Origin of the sequence: Pseudomonas sp. NPDC089530 (assembly GCF_050280705.1) — a bacterium.
Lineage (GTDB): Bacteria > Pseudomonadota > Gammaproteobacteria > Pseudomonadales > Pseudomonadaceae > Aquipseudomonas.
The window spans coordinates 15,542-35,586 of the sequence record NZ_JBNNVU010000005.1; the positions used below are offsets into that span (position 1 = coordinate 15,542).

At 63.7% G+C, this 20,045-nt stretch carries 13 protein-coding genes; 4 read left to right on the forward strand and 9 right to left on the reverse strand.

Going from position 1 to position 20,045, the window contains the following annotated elements; all coding sequences use genetic code 11:
• Positions 1-27: 27 nt before the first annotated feature.
• Genes ACQKQA_RS03300 through ACQKQA_RS03310 form a run of 3 tightly spaced genes read right to left on the reverse strand, consistent with a single transcriptional unit; the run spans position 28 to position 5,842 of the window.
• Positions 28-1,515 (reverse strand): efflux transporter outer membrane subunit, encoded by a 1,488-nt coding sequence (locus ACQKQA_RS03300; protein ID WP_427553478.1) that lies wholly within the window; start codon positions 1,513-1,515, stop codon positions 28-30.
• Complete coding sequence (locus ACQKQA_RS03305) at positions 1,512-4,688, reverse strand: efflux RND transporter permease subunit (RefSeq protein ID WP_427553480.1); 3,177 nt, start codon at positions 4,686-4,688, stop codon at positions 1,512-1,514. Before ACQKQA_RS03305 ends, ACQKQA_RS03300 begins: the two co-directional genes overlap by 4 nt.
• Positions 4,685-5,842 (reverse strand): efflux RND transporter periplasmic adaptor subunit, encoded by a 1,158-nt coding sequence (locus ACQKQA_RS03310; RefSeq protein ID WP_427553482.1) that lies wholly within the window; start codon positions 5,840-5,842, stop codon positions 4,685-4,687. Before ACQKQA_RS03310 ends, ACQKQA_RS03305 begins: the two co-directional genes overlap by 4 nt.
• Before the next feature lie 356 nt (positions 5,843-6,198).
• Here ACQKQA_RS03310 and ACQKQA_RS03315 point away from each other — a divergent pair, with 356 nt between their 5' ends.
• A complete protein-coding gene (locus ACQKQA_RS03315) occupies positions 6,199-6,468 on the forward strand; it encodes a hypothetical protein (protein WP_427553484.1) in 270 nt (89 codons plus the stop codon).
• Positions 6,469-6,574: 106 nt separating this feature from the next.
• On the opposite strand, the gene ACQKQA_RS03320 is transcribed toward ACQKQA_RS03315, so the two are convergent.
• A complete protein-coding gene (locus ACQKQA_RS03320; protein WP_427553486.1) occupies positions 6,575-7,816 on the reverse strand; it encodes an MFS transporter in 1,242 nt (413 codons plus the stop codon).
• Between the two features lie 872 nt (positions 7,817-8,688).
• On the opposite strand from ACQKQA_RS03320, the gene ACQKQA_RS03325 reads away from it, so the two are divergent.
• From ACQKQA_RS03325 to ACQKQA_RS03335, 3 genes are read left to right on the forward strand one after another with little or no spacing between them, the layout of a single operon-like run.
• Entirely contained in the window at positions 8,689-10,326 is a 1,638-nt protein-coding gene (locus tag ACQKQA_RS03325; protein ID WP_427553488.1) for a phospholipase, read from the forward strand.
• Between the two features lie 14 nt (positions 10,327-10,340).
• A complete protein-coding gene (locus tag ACQKQA_RS03330) occupies positions 10,341-10,541 on the forward strand; it encodes a hypothetical protein (protein WP_427553491.1) in 201 nt (66 codons plus the stop codon).
• Positions 10,538-11,887, forward strand: coding sequence for a vWA domain-containing protein (locus tag ACQKQA_RS03335; protein WP_427553493.1), 1,350 nt, complete (start codon positions 10,538-10,540; stop codon positions 11,885-11,887). The genes ACQKQA_RS03330 and ACQKQA_RS03335 overlap by 4 nt, the downstream gene beginning before the upstream one ends.
• Positions 11,888-12,186: 299 nt before the next feature.
• Here the strand turns inward: ACQKQA_RS03335 and ACQKQA_RS03340 are convergent, their stop codons facing one another.
• The 5 genes from ACQKQA_RS03340 to ACQKQA_RS03360 form a co-directional block, all read right to left on the reverse strand.
• On the reverse strand, positions 12,187-14,142 hold the full coding sequence (locus ACQKQA_RS03340) for a GMC family oxidoreductase (RefSeq protein ID WP_427553496.1): 1,956 nt from the start codon (positions 14,140-14,142) through the stop codon (positions 12,187-12,189).
• A 10-nt stretch (positions 14,143-14,152) separates the two neighbouring features.
• Complete coding sequence (locus ACQKQA_RS03345) at positions 14,153-16,660, reverse strand: hypothetical protein (protein WP_427553498.1); 2,508 nt, start codon at positions 16,658-16,660, stop codon at positions 14,153-14,155.
• Positions 16,661-16,932: 272 nt separating this feature from the next.
• Positions 16,933-17,760 carry a 4'-phosphopantetheinyl transferase family protein gene (locus ACQKQA_RS03350; RefSeq protein ID WP_427553501.1) on the reverse strand — a complete coding sequence of 276 codons (828 nt, stop codon included), beginning with the start codon at positions 17,758-17,760 and terminating at the stop codon, positions 16,933-16,935.
• Positions 17,757-18,512 carry a metallophosphoesterase gene (locus tag ACQKQA_RS03355; protein WP_427553504.1) on the reverse strand — a complete coding sequence of 252 codons (756 nt, stop codon included), beginning with the start codon at positions 18,510-18,512 and terminating at the stop codon, positions 17,757-17,759. Before ACQKQA_RS03355 ends, ACQKQA_RS03350 begins: the two co-directional genes overlap by 4 nt.
• 57 nt (positions 18,513-18,569) lie before the next feature.
• Positions 18,570-19,991, reverse strand: a complete 1,422-nt coding sequence (locus ACQKQA_RS03360) for a cytochrome P450 (RefSeq protein ID WP_427553507.1) — start codon at positions 19,989-19,991, stop codon at positions 18,570-18,572.
• Between the last annotated feature and the right edge of the window lie 54 nt (positions 19,992-20,045).

A 20,045-nucleotide genomic window follows, 5' to 3' on the forward strand; every position in this document is an offset into this window, starting at 1 on the left:
AGCCTGGACCTTGCCAAGAGGGCAAGGTCAAGGCCTGGCGGCGATTTCCTGCGCCGTCGTCAACTGCGTCGTCGCGTCGGCCGTGCCGCAGGCGCGATCCGCCTGGGAGCAGATTTCCCAGCCCCCGCCCAGGGCCTTGTAGATGCCGACAATGGCCAGGCGCTGGCGGGTGCGCGCGATGGTCAGTGCGCGCCGGCTGGTGAAGTCGGACCGTTCGGCCTCGAGCACATCCAGGTAGACGCCCTCGCCTTCCATGAACCGCACCCGTGCAAGATTCGCCGCCTCGCGGTTCGCCGCCGACTCGAGCAGGCGCAGTTCCAGGGTCTGGCCCGCGGCGCCATAGCCTTTGAAGGCATCGTCGGTTTCCTGCAAGGCGCGCAGCAGGGTCTGGTCGTAGACGATCAACGCCTCCCGGGTACGGGCCTCGCTGGCGGCAATCCTTGCGCGCACCCGCCCTCTGTCGAGCAACGACCAGCGAATGACCGGGCCGAGGAAACTGGACGTCGCTCCAGCGTCGCCCAAGGCGTCGAGATTTCCCGCCACCAGCCCGATTGATCCGCGGACCTGGACCTCGGGATAGAGGCCGGCGGTTTCGATCCCGATCCCCGCGGTCTGGGCCGCGAGGTTGCGTTCGGCAGCGGCGATATCGGAACGCCGCGAGAGCAGCCCCACAGGGTCGCCGACCCTGATCGTGCGCACCGCCAGGGTTTCGCCCATGGGCGTGGATACGGGTGGCCTGAACGTCTGGGGCGCTTGCCCCAGGAGGATCGCCAGGGCATTGCTCGCGGCCGCGCGGCGCTGCTCCAGCCCTGGCGCGACCGCCTCGACATTGCGCAACAAGGCCTCGGCCCGCAGCCGGTCGAACTCATGGGCCGAGCCGGCGCTGAGCATCCGGTCGACCATTTCCAGGCTTTCACGCTGGTTGCGGCTGATGTCGTCGACCACCGCCTGTTCGGCCTCGATACCCCGCAGCTCGAACCAGGTGGCCGCCACCGCGGCGGCGATACTGGCCTGCACCCCGCGCAACAATGCCTCGCGGGACCCCACCTGGGCCTGGGCCGCTTCCACCGAGCGCCGCACGCGACCGAACAGGTCGATTTCCCAGGACGCATCGACGGCGCCGCGATAGGTTTCGATTTCGCGCTGCTGCCCGGGCGGCGTCTCGACCTCACTGCGCCGCACCGCCTCATAGCCAAGCGCAGGCCCGCCGCGGGGCAGGAAGTCCTGGCGGTTTTCCCGCAGGACGGCCTTGGCCTCGTCGAGCCGCGCGGCGGCGATGGCGATGTCGTGGTTGGCGGCCAGCGCCTGCTGGACCAGGCGGGTCAGCGCCGGTTCGTCGAAGCCCCGCCACCACTCCACCTCGACGGCCCCCGGGCCGAGGCCCGCGGGTGTCGTGCCGAAGCTGGCGGGCAGCTGCGCCGCCGGCGGTGAGTAGTCGGGGCCCACCGCCGCGCATCCGGCCAGCAGGATCAGCGCACTGAGGGGGAGCAGGATTTTTGGGCTGGGACCGCTCATGATGGGTTCTCCTCCAAGCGCGGCATCACTCCTTGGGCGGGCCGCTCGAAGCGGGCCGCCAGGCCGCGGACCAACACATAGAACACCGGCGTCAGGAACAGGCCGAACAGCGTCACCCCGAGCATCCCGGCGAACACCGCGACCCCCATGGCCTGGCGCATCTCGGCCCCGGCGCCGCTGGCCATGACCAGGGGCACGACCCCAGCGATAAAGGCGAACGAGGTCATCAGGATCGGCCGCAGGCGCAAGCGGCACGCCTCGATGACCGCATCCAGCGTGCGCGCCCCTTCGGCCTCCAGGCTGCGGGCGAACTCGACGATAAGGATGGCGTTCTTGGCGGCCAGGCCGACCAGCACCACCAGCCCGATCTGCACGAAGACATTGTTGTCGCCGTCCACCAGCCACACACCGATGATCGCGCTCAGCAGGCACATCGGCACGATCAGCAGCACCGCCAGGGGCAGCAGCCAACTGTTGTATTGCGCGGCGAGAATCAAATAGGCGAGCAGCACGCACAGCGGGAAAATGAACAGCGCCGAATCCCCGGCGAGTTTCTGCTGGTACGTCAGGTCGGTCCATTCGAAGGTCATGCCATCGGGCAGCAGCTCCTTCGCCAGGCGCTCCATGAGCGCCACCGCCTGCCCCGAACTGACGCCGGCCATCGCGCCGCCGGAGATGTCGGCCGAGGGGTAGCCGTTGTAGTGAATCACCCGGTCCGGACCGGAGCCCGGCGTGACGGTGACGAACGAGGACAACGGCAGCATCGCCCCCGCCGCGTTGCGCACCTGCAAGCGGCTGATGGCTTCGGCCTGCATGCGGTGTTCCGCATCGGCCTGAGCCGTGACCTTGTAGGTGCGGCCGAAGCGGTTGAAGTCGTTGACATAGAGCGAACCGAGATAGACCTGCAGCGACTCGAAGACATCCGCCAGACGGACCCCCTGGCTCTTGGCCTGGGTCCGGTCGACCGTGACGTCGAGCTGCGGTGCATTGATGTCGAAACTGGTGATCAGCCCGGCCACCTGCCCTGACTCGGTCGCTTTGATCATCAGCATCCGGGTCTGCTGGGCCAGGGCCTCGAGCCCGGCGCCGCCGCGGTCCTCGACCTGCATCTTGAAACCGCCCGTGGCACCGAGGCCGGGCACCGGCGGCGGCGGGAACACCCCGAGGAAGCCGTCGGGAATCCCGGCGAACCGGGCTTGCAGGCGCCCGGCGATGGCCATCGCGCTGAGGTCCGCGCTCGTGCGCTCCTCGAACGGGTCGAGCATGACGAACATCACCGCGGCGTTCGGCACGTTGACGAAGCCGTTGATCGACAGCCCGGGAAACGCCACCACGCTTTCGACCCCGGGCTCGGCCAGCGCCATGCCCGACATCTGCTTGACCACCGCCTCGGTGCGGTCCAGGGAGGCCGCGTTCGGCAACTGGGCGATGGCGACCAGGTAATATTTGTCCTGCATCGGCACGAAGCCCGGCGGGACGGCCTTGAAGCCGAGGAAGGTCAGCCCGAGCAATCCGGCGTAAACCAGCAGCGCCACCCCGCTGACTCGCACCACCTTGCGCACCGTGTTGCCATAGGCGTGCGGCGCATGCTGGAACGGCCGGCCGAGGGTTTGCAGCCATCGGGCCGCGCGGCCCCGCAGGCTGTGTGGCGATGCCGCGCCCCCAGCGTGGCGCGGTCGCAACAGCAGTCCGGCGAGCGCCGGGCTGAGCGTCAGCGAGTTGACCGCCGACAGAATGGTGGAGATGGCGATGGTGAGCGCGAACTGGCGATAGAACTCGCCCTGCAAGCCGCTCAGGAACGCGGTCGGGATGAACACCGCCGCGAGTACCGAGGTGATCGCGATGATGGGACCGGTGACCTCGTCCATGGCACGCCGCGCCGCCTGGGTGGGCGGCTCGCCATTTTCGATATGGCGCTCGACGTTCTCGACCACGACGATGGCGTCGTCGACGACGATCCCGATGGACAGCACCAGGCCGAACAACGACAGGGTATTGAGCGAGAAGCCCATCAGGTGCATGACGGCGAAGGTGCCGACCAGCGACACCGGCACGGCCATCAGCGGGATCAGCGACGCCCGCCAGCTGCGCAGGAACACCACGACCACGATGACCACCAGCAGGATCGCCTCCAGCAAGGTGGTGGCCACCGTTTGCAGCGAGGCGTGGACAAAGACCGTCGGGTCGTAGGCGATCCGCGAGCTGAGCCCGGCCGGGAAGTTGCCTTCCAGGCGCAGTACGGTGTCCCGCACCGCCTGGGCCACATCGAGGGCATTGGCCCCCGGGCTCTGGATGATCTGCAACGCCACGGCCGGCTCGCCGTCGAGCAGGCTGCGCAGGGCATAGGCATCGCCGCCCATCTCGATCCGGGCGACATCGCGCAAGCGCGTCACCTGGCCGTTGTCGCCGGTGCGCAGGATGATGTCGCCGAACTGCTGCTCGTCGCTCAAGCGGCCCAGGGTATTCACCGTGACCTGGAACGCGGCAGTGGAATCGGGAGCCTGGCCGACCGAGCCGGCCGCCACCTGCACGTTCTGTTCGCGCACCGCGGCAATCACCTCGCCCGCCGTCAGCCCGCGGGCGGCGATCAGGTCCGGATCGAGCCAGAGGCGCATGCTGTATTCCCCCGCGCCCCACACCAGGACATCGCTGACGCCCGGCAGGCGGGACAGCTCGTCGCGCACCTGCAGATAGGCGTAGTTCGAGATATAGAGCGGGTCGTAGCGTTTGTCCGGCGACAGCAGGTGGACCACCATCAGGATGTCCGGCGAGGTCTTCTGCGTGACCACGCCCTGGCGCTGCACTTCTTCCGGCAGGCGCGACAGCACCCGCGAGACGCGGTTCTGCACCTGGACCTGGGCCATGTCGGCATTCGTCCCCTGGGCGAAGGTGACGGTGAGGATCATGCGGCCATCGGTCGTCGACTGCGAGGCCATGTACAGCATGCCCTCCACCCCGGTGATCGCCTGTTCCAGCGGCGCCGCCACGGTTTCGGCGATCACCTTGGGATTGGCCCCCGGATAGGCGGTGCTCACTTGTACCGTCGGCGGCGTCACCGCCGGGTACTCGCTCAGCGGCAACTGGAAGAACGCGACGATGCCGGCGATCATCATCAGGATCGAGAGCACGATGGCAAAGATCGGACGCTCGATGAAGAAACGCGGGAAAGTCATGGCGTCACCCCCACGGTTTGCGCCCTGGCGACAGGCGTCCCGTCGATCTCGGCCACCTGCGGCGTGATCTGCATGTCCGGGCGCACCAGCCCCTTGACGACGATGCGCTCGCCCGGTTGCAGGCCCTGGTCGATGACCCGCAGGCCATCGACCAGCGGGCCAAGCTCCACCGGCCGGTATTGGGTCTTGTCGCCCTCGCCGACCACCAGCACGTAGCGGCTGCCCTGGTCGGTGCCGATCGACTGATCGGAGATCAGCACCTGGGCTTGCGGCTCGCCGGTCTCCAGCCTGATCCGGGCAAACAGCCCGGGGGTCAGTTGCCCATCGGGGTTATCGACGAGCGCGCGGACCCGCACCGTGCCCGTGCCGCGATCGGCGGCGTTGGACAGGAAGTCCAGGCGACTGGGCCGCGAATGGCTCTGGTCGGTGAGCAGCGCCACCCTCACCTTGGGTGCCTGCTCGGCCGCCTTGGCCCGGCCCGGCGCGAGCGCCCGCAGATAGGTGCGCTCGTCGACATCGAAATACACATGCAGCGGATCGGTCGAGACGATGGTGGTGAGAGGGGTGACGCCACTGGTGACGTAGTTGCCCTCGGTGACGAGGGTGCGGCCCACTCGCCCGCTGATCGGCGCCGTGACGCGAGTGAAGCTCAGGTCCAGTTGCGCGGCGTCCAGCGCCGCCTTGGCGGCGTCGACCTGGGCCTTGCTCGCATTGCGCGAGGCGATGGTCGTGTCCAGGCGCTCACGAGCCACGACCTTCCTGGCGAACAGCTGTTCGGCTCGCGCGTGCTCCGCCTGGGCGAGCAGCGCCGCCGCTTCGGCCTCCCGCAGGCGCGCCTTCGCGGCATCCAGCGCGGCCTGGAAGACCCGCGGATCGATGAGAAACAGCCGGCTGCCTTTCTCCACGAAGCGGCCCTCGGGCACGCTGACTTCCTGAATGTAGCCGGCCACCCGCGGGCGCAGTTCGACTTGCTTGATCGCGGTCAGCGAGCCGGTGAATTCGACAAAGGGCGTCACCGGCCGCACGACCACCTCGGCCACCGGAACGCTGGGTGGTGACGCCGCGGCGGCCGAGGGTTGTGTTTCCTTGCACCCAGCGAGCGTGAGCGCGACGCCTAGCGTCGCCGTGAAAAGAGTTACCTGTTTGACTGTCATCGTTGTGCCTTCCCGGGCTTGAGTCGACCTGGATTCGCCGAGGCGAAACCGCTTTCGTTGCGGTTATCCGACTTGACACATTGGGAAGGTCAATCTTTTTTTACGGCGAATTTCCTCGCCGACGGCTACCCTTTGCCGTTAAAACCAAACGATCTTAAATATCACTAATAAATATCGTTTTCGCATTAGATTGGGTTCACTTCGCGCTACTCTTCACCTCACGGCGGATCAACGTGAGCCTTGGCCACGGATCGAGCAGGGATCAAACGAAGACATGGATGCCGGAAACCATTCAATAAACGGGGCGGACTCCGAAAAGCCAGACGAGTAGGAACTTATATATGGAGATATATCGTATGTCGGCTCAAGAACATTTTGTTGGCGGATGGACTCCTTACCACGAACTGACACCCAAGGATAAAGAAGTATTCAAGGAAGCCCTGGCCGGCTTCGTGGGTGTGCACTACACCCCCGAAAAAGTGTCGACCCAGGTCGTCAACGGCACCAACTACCGTTATCTGTCCAAAGCCACCCTGCCTGGCTCCTCGGATAGCTGGCAAGCGGTAGTGGAAATCTACGCGCCGATCAAAGGCAAGCCGCACATCACCCAGATCCACCGGATCTAACCCCGTATCGAACCCGTCGGGTCGCGCAGGGTTGCGCGACCCGACGGGCTAATCACAATGCTCGCCTCTCTTGCGTGTATTCAAGCCCAGCCGATCGGTCGGCCTTTTACTGCATTTGATCTTTTCCGGCGATCCAGGGCATGAACAGGCCGGAAGCCAGAACGATTAAAAAGGTTCCAGCGAGACTGACGACGGCGGTCAGGGTCAGTGCCTGGGAATAGCCGACAATACCGCCGACCAGGCCACTGCCCAGGTAGATGAAGGGGTGTACCCCGCTGGTCACCAAGGTATCGACCGCCACGACCTTGCCCAGGTCCTGTTCCGGCGCGAGCGTTTGCAGGGCGGTCGCCCAGCCCGTGAGCCAGGACGCTTCGACGATTCCCACGCAGGTCGCCCCCAGGATCGCCATCCAGGCCGAACTGCCCATGCCCAAGAGCGCCATCGCCCCGGCCAGGAACAGACCGCAGGTCACGGCCAGCCCGATCAGCCGCTCATGCCCGCCCGCCAGCACCGTGACGATGGAACCCAGGCAGGCGCCCACCCCCGAAGCGGCCAGGCACAGGCCCCACATCTCCTCGCCCAAGCGCTGGCTGATGGCGTAAGGCGCCACCACCAGGAATATCGGGAAGCACAGGACATTCAGCACCAGGGTCGCGGCGAAACCGAGCCCCAGCACCGGGTTGCCGCCGATGACCCTGATGCCGTTCAGCGCTTCGCGGATGGAAGCCCCTGGCGTGGAGGGCTGACGCCCCCCATCAGGCAAGCGGGCGGTATAGATCGCGGCGCCGAAGAAGGTCAGGCCATCGATCAGGATTCCCCATACCGGGTCCCAGAGGATGATGAACACCCCCAGCGTCGCGGGGAACAGAATGGCCACCAGGTTATCGATGAAGTTCATCGCGCCGTTTCCGGCCACCAGCGCTGGCGTGGGCAGCAGCTTGACCAGCAGCACCTGGGCGCATGGACGGGCAACACCGATACCGATACCAAAGAGCAGGTAGACCAGGACCAGCCCCCACCAGGGCGCGCCGCAAAGGATCAGGGCGACCGCGGCCAACTGGGCGCTGCCTCTTGCCACATCGGTACCGATCAGCAGCTGTTTCGCCGACTTGCGGTCCGCCAGCAGGGCCCCGGCCAAGGCGCCGATCACCGTCCCCACGCCGACCGCCGCCATGACCCAAGCGAATATTTCGCCAGCGAAGCCGGCCCGGATCAGCGCTATCGGCAGCGCCGCCAGGCAAATGGCGTCGCCAGCCATGGACAGGCCCTGCCCGATCAGCAACTGGCGAAAGGACCAAACGTCCAGGGCGTTCTTGTAAGGCGACAAGCGATCGGTGATAGACCTCATATGCACCCCTCCTTGAGGCATATATTTGCGCGGCCCGATGACTCTTTACCCAGTGCCAGCATCGGCGCAGAGGTACAAGCGGCTCAGGTTACTCCATCCCCAGTTCATTCTGTGCCCACCTTGAACCTCCACACGCAGGACCTAAGTCGGAGTCACACCTCATTGATCTCAAAATACGCCCCCGTATTGAGCGGAGCACCAGACTGCTATGGAACCCCTTGGCAGTCTTGAGAGCGCTGCCTACCCACTCAAATTGCCGCAGGCACACAATCGAGTGCCATGAGCTCCAATGGCAAGCTCGGGCCCGATGCCCTGGTACACCGCTACATCTTCATCCTTTACACGTTGGCTGCACGTTCGAAGTGCGTGAAGAGCTCAGCGGGCAAACACGTGCTCCTAGCGCATAGTTGCGATCCAGTTCACCTTCCTGGCAGTAATGCCTGAATACACATGACTTCGACACTGGGACGACGAATGGAGGCATTTGGGTGTCAACGACGTTTGACTGCGCTCCACCCTTAGCTAAGATCGAGGTGATCTCTATTCGCAGTGTTGTCAATCAGTATCGCGATAGTCACTCGCAAATGTGACAAGTGCTCGCCATGCCATGGAGGCAAGGTCATGTCAAAACTCAAGGTTGAGTTCCCCCCCTCGGTTCAGGCCGCCTCAGCACAACGTTCCCACCATTCCTTCCAGCACTACAAGGTCGCTTGTTACTGGCCGTAAGTGTGGCCGCGCCCATTTTGTAACTGTTGCCGAAGCTCGGCTTTATCCCCAGAGCAGCAAGTGCAGTGCGCTTTGTAGCGTCTGCACGCTGGTGGCGTTCATACGCCATTTTTTAGCGTTATAACCCTCACGCAGGAGACAAGGACATGTCAAAAGTACGCGTACCGCAAAACGTTGCCCCCGATGGCAAGATTCACGACAGATTGGATTATCTGTTCACCGAAGAAGGTATTCCGGTGCCTGGCGATGGCGCCGAGTTGGTACTGGTGGATCTGGGTAATCACACCATCAAGTACCACAAAATGGTCACACCACCGGTACAAGTGGCTACCAGGAGAGGCAATGGCCCTAGCGAACTATTCGAGGGTGGTGAACATATGGCGATCGGAGACGGTGCAACGTTGTACTTTTCCGGTAACGACACGGGCACCCCTGCATGGCAGGTTCCATTGAATCTACCCAATGGTTTGGCTCTGACCTACGGCCAGATCGTCGCGTTGGGGGGAGACTTCTATGGCATTCCCGATAAGCCGATTTCCGATGGTGCAACCGCCGCCGAACGGATAGCTCGCTTTAACGCGGCGTTCAACTCCCTGGCGACATTACCAGCCTCCAAGGACGAAGCGCACGAAATTCTACAAGTAATGCAGGTGGAAATTGATGCCGCCAACCAGGCGATCAACGATGGTTTGCCCGCGCACGAAGCCTATGACAAGTTGGGCGATACGCTCTCGCTGAAATGGAACCAGATCACCGGCGGGGGTATTACCGGAATCCCTCTGGGTCGTTATCTCAAGCTGGCAGCCGTAAACTGGGACCACTTCGGCAGTTGGGCGGTTCTCGCTTATAAGGCTGGCCACACCGCTGCGCTGCAACAGGCGATCAAAGCGGGAAAAAGCGGACAACGCCAGGATCTTGAGCTGGCCTACGCAATGAACGCCTTCGCTGACCATTTCCTATCAGACCTGTTTTCCGGCGGACACATGCGCACGCCACGCAAGCAGCTGCACGACACTGTCACGTCCGGCTTTGTCAGCTCTTTTCTGTCGCGCTATATGCATGATGAGGACTGTAAGTTTGGCCTCAATGTGAACAACACTCAGGACGATAACTGGCATGCCTATGGCGACAAGCGCTACTTCGATACCGTCGATGTCGGTAACCGCAACCGCGTTGGATTTATCGTTCAAAGTTCAGTGGACGAGGTCTTTGAAAGTTTCCTCTATGGCACCGCGCCGACACCCGACGAGTACGCCGCAAACTCATTGTTACCCGACCTGCAAGCGGTGCAGAACCATCTGAGCACGGCCAACTATTCCCCCTTGTTCGTGGCTCAAGGTTCGACGGTACTTCGCCGCCAAAACATCAACGACCTCAACGACCGTCACTGGACGGCAGACTGGTGGGGCGCCAGCACCCTGGCCTTGTTAAAAGCCAGTTACAACCCGAACAAACCAACCGGCTATCTGGAACCGCCAACGGCATCGCCGGTGCTTCAGCCCAATGGCTGGCAGAGCCATACGCCCAGTCCCCCCAACTGGGTGGATGGTAACGCCGTGCGTTACGCCTTCAGTTATACCAATGGCCTGAACGAATCCTACACCGGGCCCTGGTCGGCCTTCGTTGAGTTGCGAGGCAGTTACTTTCCGACGTTAAACGTGCCGGAAGATCCATCGGGTAAAGCCAACGGGCGAAATATCTTTCGGCAATTTCGCAATACCCCGCCGACGCTCGTGGGATCTGTTGCCCGTGGTGTCACCTCGTTCATCGATCGTCAGAACTGAAAAGGAGCCTGATTATGTCAATCACTATCAAAATCACTTTGGCCACTGGTGAATCGACCCAAGGACTTGACCTTGAGTTGCTATCTGACGGCGCACCCATCGCAAGGGCGACCATCGACGAACAAGGGCGGGCCTTGTTCGATGCGCCGTCAGCGCTCGGCCAGTTGGCTGTACGCGTCGACCGCTCGGGGTTGGAAAAGGAGCAAAGAGCATGACCAGTGTTTCAGTCGTTCCTATAGTCGACACTTCCTACAGCATGACCACCGAAGGTTATGTGGCGCAAACCGTCATCGATACCAAGGCCTTCCTGCGTTTGCTCAAGCCTGGAGATAAGCTTGCTGTCGTCGCTTATGACACCACGGCAAGAAATGTCTATACCGGCAATGGAGGCTTGGCCACCGTCGACTTGGCACTGACGGCCACCGCCAACGCAGCCGGTGAGGTCGATAAACTATCGTTCACCGGCGGCAGCACAGCCATAGGTCTGGGGTTACAACAGACACGCACTTTCCTTGACTCGGCCAGTCTTCCGAAGGCTTGTGTGCTCTTGACCGATGGTTTCCAGAATGAGGGACCACCTCCCCTGGACGTGCTGCCCAGCTATCCAGTCATGGCCTGCGCCATGGGACCGCATTCTGACCAAAACCTGCTGAAACAAATCGCCCAGCGCACCGGCGGAAAGTTTTTCTATGCTCCGCGCGCTGCCGACATGATGAAGGTCTATAACGAGATCCGCTCGAACACAGCCTCGGCTGCGCTACTGGCGAACCAGCTCGTAGACATTCCCACAAACGACTACCGTTTAATCCCGGCGACGGTATCTCAACGTTCTGGTGGCGCGCAGATCTCGGCAGTATGGTCCAACGCCGAGGTCACCTACACGCGTGGCAGCCCTTCCGGCAATCAGCTGTCAGTGACTCTGGTCGACCCTTCAGGCTCCACCAGCCCGTTGAAGCCGACCATCATCGGCAACGGTTTTGTCATCTATAACGTCGACAACCCGGCACCGGGGGAATGGCAGGTCCAGCTGGAATTCGCTGGCGCAGGTCAAGCGATCAACTGCACGGGGGGCGCACTGCAGTACCCGTCGTCAACACGCAATGCAATCGCGGAGCTACAACTCAACGTCGATATTGCCCAGACTCACAATGTCGGTCGGCCGCTGGAGCTAAAACTCAATCTGAACGAGGGCGGCGAGCCCCTGACGAATGTCCGAGCCCATGCCTCCGTGATTCGGCCGACCATCAGTCTAGCCAATGCCTTGATCAAGTATCACGATCAACTCGGTTCGGTGCGGGCGAACCCTGCTCACATCTCACGAGGCGTCCCTGAATCGCAGGCGAAACTCGCGGCACTGCGTCAACAGCTATTACCAGAACGGGACATTCTGGCGCATCAACAGTCGGTAGTGCACTTTCAACAAGGCGCAAGACAACTGATATCGCAACTCGATACTCCGGTGTCAGGTTCGTACACCATACAAGTGGAGGTCACGGGCGAAAGCCCGGTGACAGGCGCCTTTTCGCGTAGCGAACTGGTCAGTGTGCTAGTGACTGACTAGAGCGCTTAGGGGCTTGTCGTGTTGTAAAAAAACACCGTGCACGCTGGGCATTGACCTTGTATAGGGTTAATGCCTGGCCGCGGCCATTCCACCCAAAGCCCTTTACCCGCTCTGAAGATCGACCGATCTCCCAGCGGGCGGGCATGAACAAAGGCGTACTACCTGCCGATCGATAAGATGTCGGCCGACCCACGCAACCGTTCTGTTTCCGAATGCTGATGCTGAATTATTCGAAGGTCGTTGTACCCTCGGCAGCGAGGAAAGCCGAGCCTATCGATAACTCAGCCTTCTCCACTCATTCAGCGCCTGGGCGTAACCATCGCCTCCACCGTGGCCGCTCTGTCCTCACCGGCCATAACCTGCCCTGCCCCTCGCACCATCTGCGCTTCTGCTGCAACAGCATCCCGCAGGATCACCTGCGCCGCCTTCTCCGCCGCCACATAGATCGAGGTGACGATGAAGAACCCCGGGATCTTGGGAAAGATCGAGGCGTCCACCACCCGCAGGTGACTCACCCCGCGCACGCGGAAGGCGCTGTCGAGCACGGCCATGGGGTCGTCGTCGGCGCCGATCGGGCAGGTGCAGGACGCGTGGTGGCCCCAGGCGTGGTTCATCACGAATTCCTTGAGCTGCTCGTCGCTCTGCACCGCGTCGCCGGGCAGTTCTTCCTCGGCGATCAGCCCGGCGTCCTTCAGCGGCTGGGCCAGGTGGCGGACGAACTTGATGCCCTCCACCACCGATTGCAGGTCCTCGCCCCGGGTGTCGTTGCCCTCCTCGAAGTAGCGGAAATTGATCAGCGGCGTGTCGGCCGGGTCTTTCGAGCGCAGGGTGACGTAGCCGGCGCTGTTGTTGGTGTGGGCCTTGAGCACCGCCCAGGTCAGGTAGTTCAGGTGCTCGACGATCAGTTGCGAATAGCCGGGGAAATAACCGCGGAACGGCGCCAGCAGGGAGAAGCAGAACAGGTCCGGCAACGGCCGCTGCCGCAGCGACTTCTTGATCACCGCCAGGACCGCGCCGTTGGTGCAGTAGACGCCGGTCTTGCCCTTGGCCCATTGCTCGTACTGCGGGTCGCCCTTGGCGTAACGCGCGCCCTCCAGCACTTCCCAGCAGTCGAAGTTCATCCGGTTGACCACCCCGACCTCATAGCGGTCCTGCAGGTTGCGGCCGACCCCCGGCAGCTCGACCCGCACCGGAATGTCCAGGGCCTCCAGGGGCTTGCGCGGGCCGATGCCGGAGAGCATCAGCAATTGCGGGGTGTTGAAGGCGCCGCCGGCGAGTATCACCTCGCGGCTGGCCCGCACATGATGCGGCTCACTGACCGGGCTGCGCGGCACGGTGCTGGCCCGGTAGAGCCCCGCACCCTTGATGTACTCCACGCCGAAAGCCCGCAATTGATCGTCGATCAGCACCCGGGTGACCAGCGCATCCAGCTCGATATGCAGCCGGTCCGGGTAGCGCTTCTGCACGTCCAGCAGGCGTTCGCGGGTGCCGTTGCGGCGATGCTTGCGGGTGGTCAGCGGCGGATAGCGCAGGCCGATGGCGGCATCGCGCACCAGCCGCCAGTCGTTGGGGTCGCCCACGCCCAGCAACTGCCAGCGGATGCGCTTGAGGGTCTCGCCCAGGCTCTTGAACGCCTGGTCGGCGGACTTGACGATCGAGCGCACCAGCGACAGGTCGTCGATCACCGCCTCCGGCACCGCCTTCTCCACATGCAGCCAACCCTTGAAACCGTGCCGCGACGGGTTGATGCCGAACCGCGCGAGAAACCGTTGCAGCGGCCGGTGATGGCAGTTCTCCAGGCGCTGGAAATGCTCGCGCATGGCACTGGCGCGCCACGACGGGTCGCCGGTGAGCTGGGCGATATGGTCCCAGTCCTGGTTGTGCGGGTAGACGGTGATCATCGCGTTGTGCGCGGTGCAGCCGCCCAGGCAACTGGCCCGCGGGTACAGCACGCCGTCGACGGTTTCGCCCTGGTAGGTCCGGGTGAACTTGGGGTCCTGTCTCTGGCGCACGTCGCTGCTGTAGTGGCGCACGAAGAAATCCCAGCGCATGGCCTCGTTCTCGGTGGAGCGCGGGTGAAACGCCGGCACCTGGTACTCCTCCGGCAGCCGCGGGGCATTGCCCGCCGCCACCGGGTCGCTGCCCGACTCCAGCACCAGCACCTTGTGCCCCTCTTCGGCCAGGCGGGCGGCCAGGGTGCCCCCCCCTGCCCCGGACCCGACCACTATGTACTCGTAATCCGCTGTGTCGTTCATCGCTGTCACCTCAGAAGGTCTTCAGCAAGGCGATCAAGGCCCGTTTGTCTTCATCGCTCAGGCCCTGCTCGCCCTTAATGAAGCTGGTGCCAAAGTAATGCCCCTTGTCCACCACATAGTCCGGGCACTTGCTCACTGCCAGCAGCGGCTTGACCAGGCCGGCGAAGACTTTGCGCGCTTCTTCGTCGCTGGCGCCTTCCGGCAGTTGCTTGAGGTCATGCTTGATCTTCAGCAGCAGGTCCAGCACCTGGTCGTGTTTCTCCAGGTCGATGTTGGACAGCAGGCTCACCGGTGTCCCCTGGGGAATCGGCCCGAGCTGGATGCCGTCCTCGCCGAACAGCCAGGGCAACCAACTGCTGAGCAGGCCTTCCAGACGTTGCAGGAAGGTCGGCAGGTAGCCGCTGCTAACCCGCAGGTAGCTGGTTTCGCTGGTGACGTCGACAGTGCCCGGGTGGGTTTTGCCGGACCGGGTCATGACCTGGAACGAGCCCTGGCGTTTTTCCGGCCACAGCAGCATCTCGATCGAGCTGTCGAAGGACGCCATGCGGTCCTCGACCCCGCCCTTCCAGTGGAATTGACCCAGGCGGTTGTTGAGCAGCAGCGGCGCGGTGGACCACAGGCTGATCAGCGATGCCGGCCGGGTATAACCCCGTCCGCCCGCCGGCATCGGGTATTCCCAGGCTTCGCCGGTGTAGGGGTTCTGTACCAGCATCGAGCCCACCGCCGGCAATTGCTTGTACGACCCGGAGGAGAAGTTGTCCCAGATATTGCCGCCCAGGGCGTTGGTGGCCAGCGGGCTGCAGGCGTTGGTTTCCAGCAGGGTCACCGGCACCCGCAGCTCGGTGGACAGGAAGTTGTCGGCGAGGAACTTGTCATCCTTGACGATGGCGCGCATCGCGGTCTTGAATTCCGCGGTCTTGCTCCAGTCCCAGTAGTTGTTCCAGCACTTGAGGTAACCGCTGTTCACGCAGCCATGCTCGGGAAAGAAGCTCCAGGCTTTTTCCGGCAGCTTGCTGGAGTGGCAACGGGCGCAGTTGTCGGCGAAGACTTCCTTGCCGCGCTCCAGCACTGCCGCCGGCTCTTGCATATGGGCCGCGCCGCCGGGGGCGTTCTTCAGGTAGTCCGGGGTCGCCGACGCCAGGAAGAACAGCGCCAGGTCCGGGGTCTGCACCTCGTTGGCATTCCAGTAGGATGAATTCTTGCGCGCCACGTCGATGCGGAACGGGGTGATCGGCTTGCCGCCGATCAGCGGCCGGAAGTGGCTGGTCCACTCCTCGCTGTACAGGCCGATATTGATGAACACCCGGTTCAGGGCGCCGAGGGCCCCCACCGAGTCGGCGCCGTCCTTGAGCACCCGCGGGGTGAACACCGTGTCAGGCTGCTTGTAGTACCGGGCCAGCGGGCTGTCCGGGGTCACGCCGGGCACGTCGTTGAACTGCCGGTTGTTCAGCCCGCCGCCGGCGAGCTGCTCCTTGCCCAGGTTCGACGCCAGCTGGATGCGCGCCTTGAGGTTGTAGACTGCGTTCATGGTCCGCGGGTTGTTGATGTAGTCGGTGGAGACGAACGAAGTGTCCAGCGCCCCCGGCTTGGAGGTGTGGAACAGCTGGAACGGGAAGCTGCTCTTATCCTGTTTCCACATGAAGATCCGGTCGACCCAGAAGTACTGGGCGCCCGGGTTGGAGTTGAGGTTGGCCCAGGCTGGATGCTCAGGATCGGCCGGCGGTTTGGTCGGGTTCGGCCCCACATGGCAGAAACCGCAGGACATGCCGACCCGGTAGGGTTTGACCAACTTGCTGTCGTTGTAATAGCTGGGGTCTTCGTAATAGCGCTTGGCGTCCCACTTCTTCTGCGCCTGCTCGTCGAAATCCGGGTTGGGGAACAACCGCAGGCCGACGATCCCGGTGCCGTAGCCGTAATAGGAGCCCGCCGGCAGGTTCTTGCCCCGGGCGCCGATTTTCACGCCCGGGTATTTGTCTTCGTTCTCGAACGGGTCGGCGCCGCAGGCCGGGTCGCGGCGGTCCAGCCACAGGCCGAAGCGATCCGGGCGCGGCCCGTCGCCCTTGACGTAGCAAGGCTCGTTCACCACCCCCAGCACTTCCCAGCGTTTGTCGCGGTTGTAGGCCAGGCTCGGGTGGTTGGAGATGGTCTTGAGCAGGTCCAGGTTACCGACGCTGTCCCGCGAGAGCTTGTCCCACAGCGCGTCGTTGCCGGCGGTCCAGACGATCCAGTTGTTGCGCCCGCGGGCGAAGGCCTGGGCCGCCTGCTGCTCGGTAATGCCGGGGATGAAGGGCGACAGGCGCTCGACCAGCAGCTGCGGCTGCCGGGAAACGCCGTAGTCCATGTCGGCGTAGTAGTCCTCGTCGGCGCCCTTGAGGCTGTCGGCATCGCGCCCTACGCACTTGGCTTCGTCGAGTCGCTCGCCGGGTCGGTCGCCACAGGGGTTTTTCGTGTCGCTGCCACAACCCTGCAGCAGCACCAAAGGAAGGAAAATGCTCAACATCAGCTTCACGGGTGTCATGCGCTGCTCCTTGCACGTGCTGCAGACCGATCCCTGTATGGGAGACGCCCGTACGCGGCCGGTCCTTTATCCGGTGGCCGACAACCGACTGCCTGCGCCCCGGGCCGGTTACCTCGGTGCGCCAGTCGCTTTACAACGCCCTACAGCCGCCATACTAGGTCATGGCAAGCGGGCCAATTCTGCCATTTGGCGATGAAAAGCCAGGGGTAATTGCGATTGGCTATCGGCGTGCACCCCCCGGGGCTCCGCGGCTCGGGGAATGCCCGGGGCGATCAGGCCCGCCAGCCGGGAACGAGGGGCTGTCCCTGCCTGTGGGATAGGCGACACATGACGGCGCTCCTTGGCGCATGGGGCCGCCCGGGCACCGTTTCGTAAAGCTGCACGGCCATCCCGGGCGAGTGCCGCGACGGCGGGCAACAGCCCAGGGACAGGACGAAGGGCCCGTGTTCCCACTGCCAGAAACGCCAACGCTGTGCCTCGGACGGCGCCAGCGTCCGACAGGAAAACCCGATCTGCCCCGGCGTCGCCAGCTCGAAGGAAAAACTGTCCAGCGGGATCGACAGGCCCTGGCCGCGCGCCTTGATATAGGCCTCCTTCAAGGTCCACAAGGTCATGAACAGCGCCCCCTGGTCAGCGGCCGGCAAGCTGGACAGGTAGCGCACTTCGCTGGCGGAGAAGAACCGCTCGGCCAGATCCAGGTCGGCCAGCCGCTGCCGCGGCTCGACATCGATCCCGACGCTGCTTTCCAGGGTCAGGGCCAGCGCCACCAGGCCCTCGGTGTGGGACAGGTTGAAGGCCATCGGTACCGCGGGTGCGGCAATGGCCGGCTTGCCCCAGGCATTGCTGGCGAAGACCCACTGCTGCGGCGCCACCCAGGGCGCATACAGCGACAGCGTCGAACGCAGCAGCGCCCGGGTGACCAGGTACTGATGGCGATCGCGTTCGAACATGAAGCGTTGCATGCGCTCGGTTTCTTCGGCGCTCAGCCAGGAGCGATACAGCGCCAACAGCGCTGCGTCGTCGATCTGCGGGTCCCGGGCGCTCCAGACATGGATTTCCCCGGGGCCCAGGTGCAAAGGTCGAATGTCGGGCGTGCTCACAGGTCCCCCAGGCATAACAAGGCTTTGTTGGCGATATGCCGTTCCGATGGATAGCCGAACGCATTGTTGATGTAGGTCACGCCCTCCAGGGTGACGCGGCGGTTGAGGTGGCTGTGCCCATAGATATGGGTCCGGGAGCCCAGGCGGCGCACTTGCCGCTCCAGGCGCACGGAACCCAGCACCGGATACAGGTAGCGATACTGCAGCGGCACGCCGTCCGGCATCAGGTCGATCCTGGGCAGGAAATGGGAGAACGACACAATGTGCTGCACGCCCCGGGTATCGGGCTGCTGGTTGAGCTCGTCGAAGGCCCGGCTCACCGCCTCGTCGTCATGGCCGTCCCACTGGCAGGCGCTGAAGTCCATCCAGTTGGCCCGCAACGTCTCGTTGAACGGGCCGAAGGAATAGTCATACCAGCCCAGCAGCGGCACGATCAGGGTGCTGCCCACCCGGCACGCCTGGGTATGCACCCCGGCGTCGCGGCAGGCCTGGCGCACCGTGCGGTACTTGTCGAACGATGAGCGCAGGTCCGAGCGGATCACCCACAGGTCGTGATTGCCCGGCACGAAGCACACCTGCCGGAAACGCCTGCTCAACTGTTCGAGGCTGGCCCTGAGGCGGCCTATCTCATCGGCCACGTCCCCCGCCACGATCAGGGTGTCGTCGAGATACTCCTCGCGGGACAACCGCTCGAGCCAGTTCCAGTTCTCCGGATGGTCGGTGTGCAGATCTGAAACGGTGAATAGCCGCATAGGGGTACCTGGGTCAGCACAAGCATGGGAAACAGCCCGCTGGCGCGGGCTTGGGCGTCAGACGGCATCGGTTGCCGCGACCGCTGCCGCGGGCAGCTCCTGCTCCGCCCGGGGGCTGAGACGGATCTTCAGGTTATCCGGCACCGCCGAGGTGGTGAAGACGTCCTTCACCTGGTCCTTGTCGATCAGTTCCAGGTCGAAGTACTTGACCAGCATCGCCACCGCCACTTTCAGCTCGACGTTGGCCAGGGGCGCGCCGGGGCACGAACGCGGGCCGTAGCCGAACGGAAACTGCTTTTGCCGGGCCTCTTTCAGATCGATCAGGGCCTGCTGCTCGTCCAGCCAGCGATCGGGATCGAACAGCGAGTCTTGCTCCAGGTCCTTCAGGCCACCGATCCGGGTCAAGGCGAAGATCCGGGTGCCCTGTGCCAGCTGGATATCGTCGATGACCGTGTCTTCCAGGGTCTCCACCAACAGCGCGGGCACCGTGGACTTGATCCTGAAGGTTTCCTCGATCACCGCCTCCGTCAGCGGCAGGTCGGCCAGGGCGTGATAGTCGAGCTGGTGCAGGTCCAGGCGCGCCACCTCGCGGCGCAGGCGGTCTTGCAAGGCCGGGTCCTGGCCGAGGAAAAAACACAGCCAGCCGAGCATCGCCGCGGTGGTGCCTTCGCTGCCCAGGATCAGGATCATCATGTTGGCGAACAGCTCGTCGTCGCTGAGCCCGCCCTCTTCGCTGTCCACGGCTTCGAGCATGGTGTGCAGGATGCAATGGGCCCCCACGTCTTCCTGGCGGCGCAGGCGCTCCCGGGTGTCCCGGGCGATGCCGATCACCAGGTTCTTGAGCTCGTCCATGGAGCGGTCGAAGCGCCGGTCCGCCGGCAGCTTGAGCACGCGCCAGTAAGGCACCACGGCCTGCATGCGCTTGTTGATGGTGTTGACCACGTCATGGAAGGTCTGCAGCGACTGGCTGTCGCCATGCTCCAGGCTCTTGAGGTCGATACCGAACACCAGCAGGCAACTGACGTCCACCGAAAAGCGCCGCAGGTCGTCCCGCAGGTCCAACGGTTGCTCCAGATTGCCGCGCAGGCGGTCGCGCAACTTGAGGGCGGTCTTGGCGATCTGCGGGGTGAACGCCACCAGGCTGCGCTTGGAAAACGCCGGCATGATCAGCCGCCGCTGGCGCTTCCAGGCCTCCCCTTCATCGGTGAACAGGCTGCTGAAGCCGACTTCGTCGAACAGCCTGGCCATCTCCTTCATGCGCCGGAACTGCGAAGGCCGGTGCTTGAGGATGTAGCGGACCTGCTCCGGCTTGCTGAAGACCACGAACTGCATATGGGCCATCTGCAAGCGGAACGGTTCGTGGCCGAAGTCCCGCGCCCATTGCTCCAGGGACAGGTGCAAGGCGCTCTTGTCCAATTGGTGCAGGTTGCCCAGCAAGGGCAGGCCGCGGCGTTGTGGTAAGTCCTTGAGTGTTTTCATATCCATTAACCTCGATGCGAAATAATCAATGCACGACAGCGGGCGTGGGGGCCC

Coding starts and splice junctions, on each gene's coding strand:
- ACQKQA_RS03300 (WP_427553478.1), bottom strand. CDS start 1,515: ATGAGCGGTCCCAGCCCAAAAATCCTGCTCCCCCTCAGTGCGCTGATC.
- ACQKQA_RS03330 (WP_427553491.1), top strand. CDS start 10,341: ATGTCAATCACTATCAAAATCACTTTGGCCACTGGTGAATCGACCCAA.
- ACQKQA_RS03315 (WP_427553484.1), top strand. CDS start 6,199: ATGTCGGCTCAAGAACATTTTGTTGGCGGATGGACTCCTTACCACGAA.
- ACQKQA_RS03345 (WP_427553498.1), bottom strand. CDS start 16,660: ATGACACCCGTGAAGCTGATGTTGAGCATTTTCCTTCCTTTGGTGCTG.
- ACQKQA_RS03355 (WP_427553504.1), bottom strand. CDS start 18,512: ATGCGGCTATTCACCGTTTCAGATCTGCACACCGACCATCCGGAGAAC.
- ACQKQA_RS03340 (WP_427553496.1), bottom strand. CDS start 14,142: ATGAACGACACAGCGGATTACGAGTACATAGTGGTCGGGTCCGGGGCA.
- ACQKQA_RS03335 (WP_427553493.1), top strand. CDS start 10,538: ATGACCAGTGTTTCAGTCGTTCCTATAGTCGACACTTCCTACAGCATG.
- ACQKQA_RS03310 (WP_427553482.1), bottom strand. CDS start 5,842: ATGACAGTCAAACAGGTAACTCTTTTCACGGCGACGCTAGGCGTCGCG.
- ACQKQA_RS03305 (WP_427553480.1), bottom strand. CDS start 4,688: ATGACTTTCCCGCGTTTCTTCATCGAGCGTCCGATCTTTGCCATCGTG.
- ACQKQA_RS03325 (WP_427553488.1), top strand. CDS start 8,689: ATGTCAAAAGTACGCGTACCGCAAAACGTTGCCCCCGATGGCAAGATT.
- ACQKQA_RS03360 (WP_427553507.1), bottom strand. CDS start 19,991: ATGAAAACACTCAAGGACTTACCACAACGCCGCGGCCTGCCCTTGCTG.
- ACQKQA_RS03320 (WP_427553486.1), bottom strand. CDS start 7,816: ATGAGGTCTATCACCGATCGCTTGTCGCCTTACAAGAACGCCCTGGAC.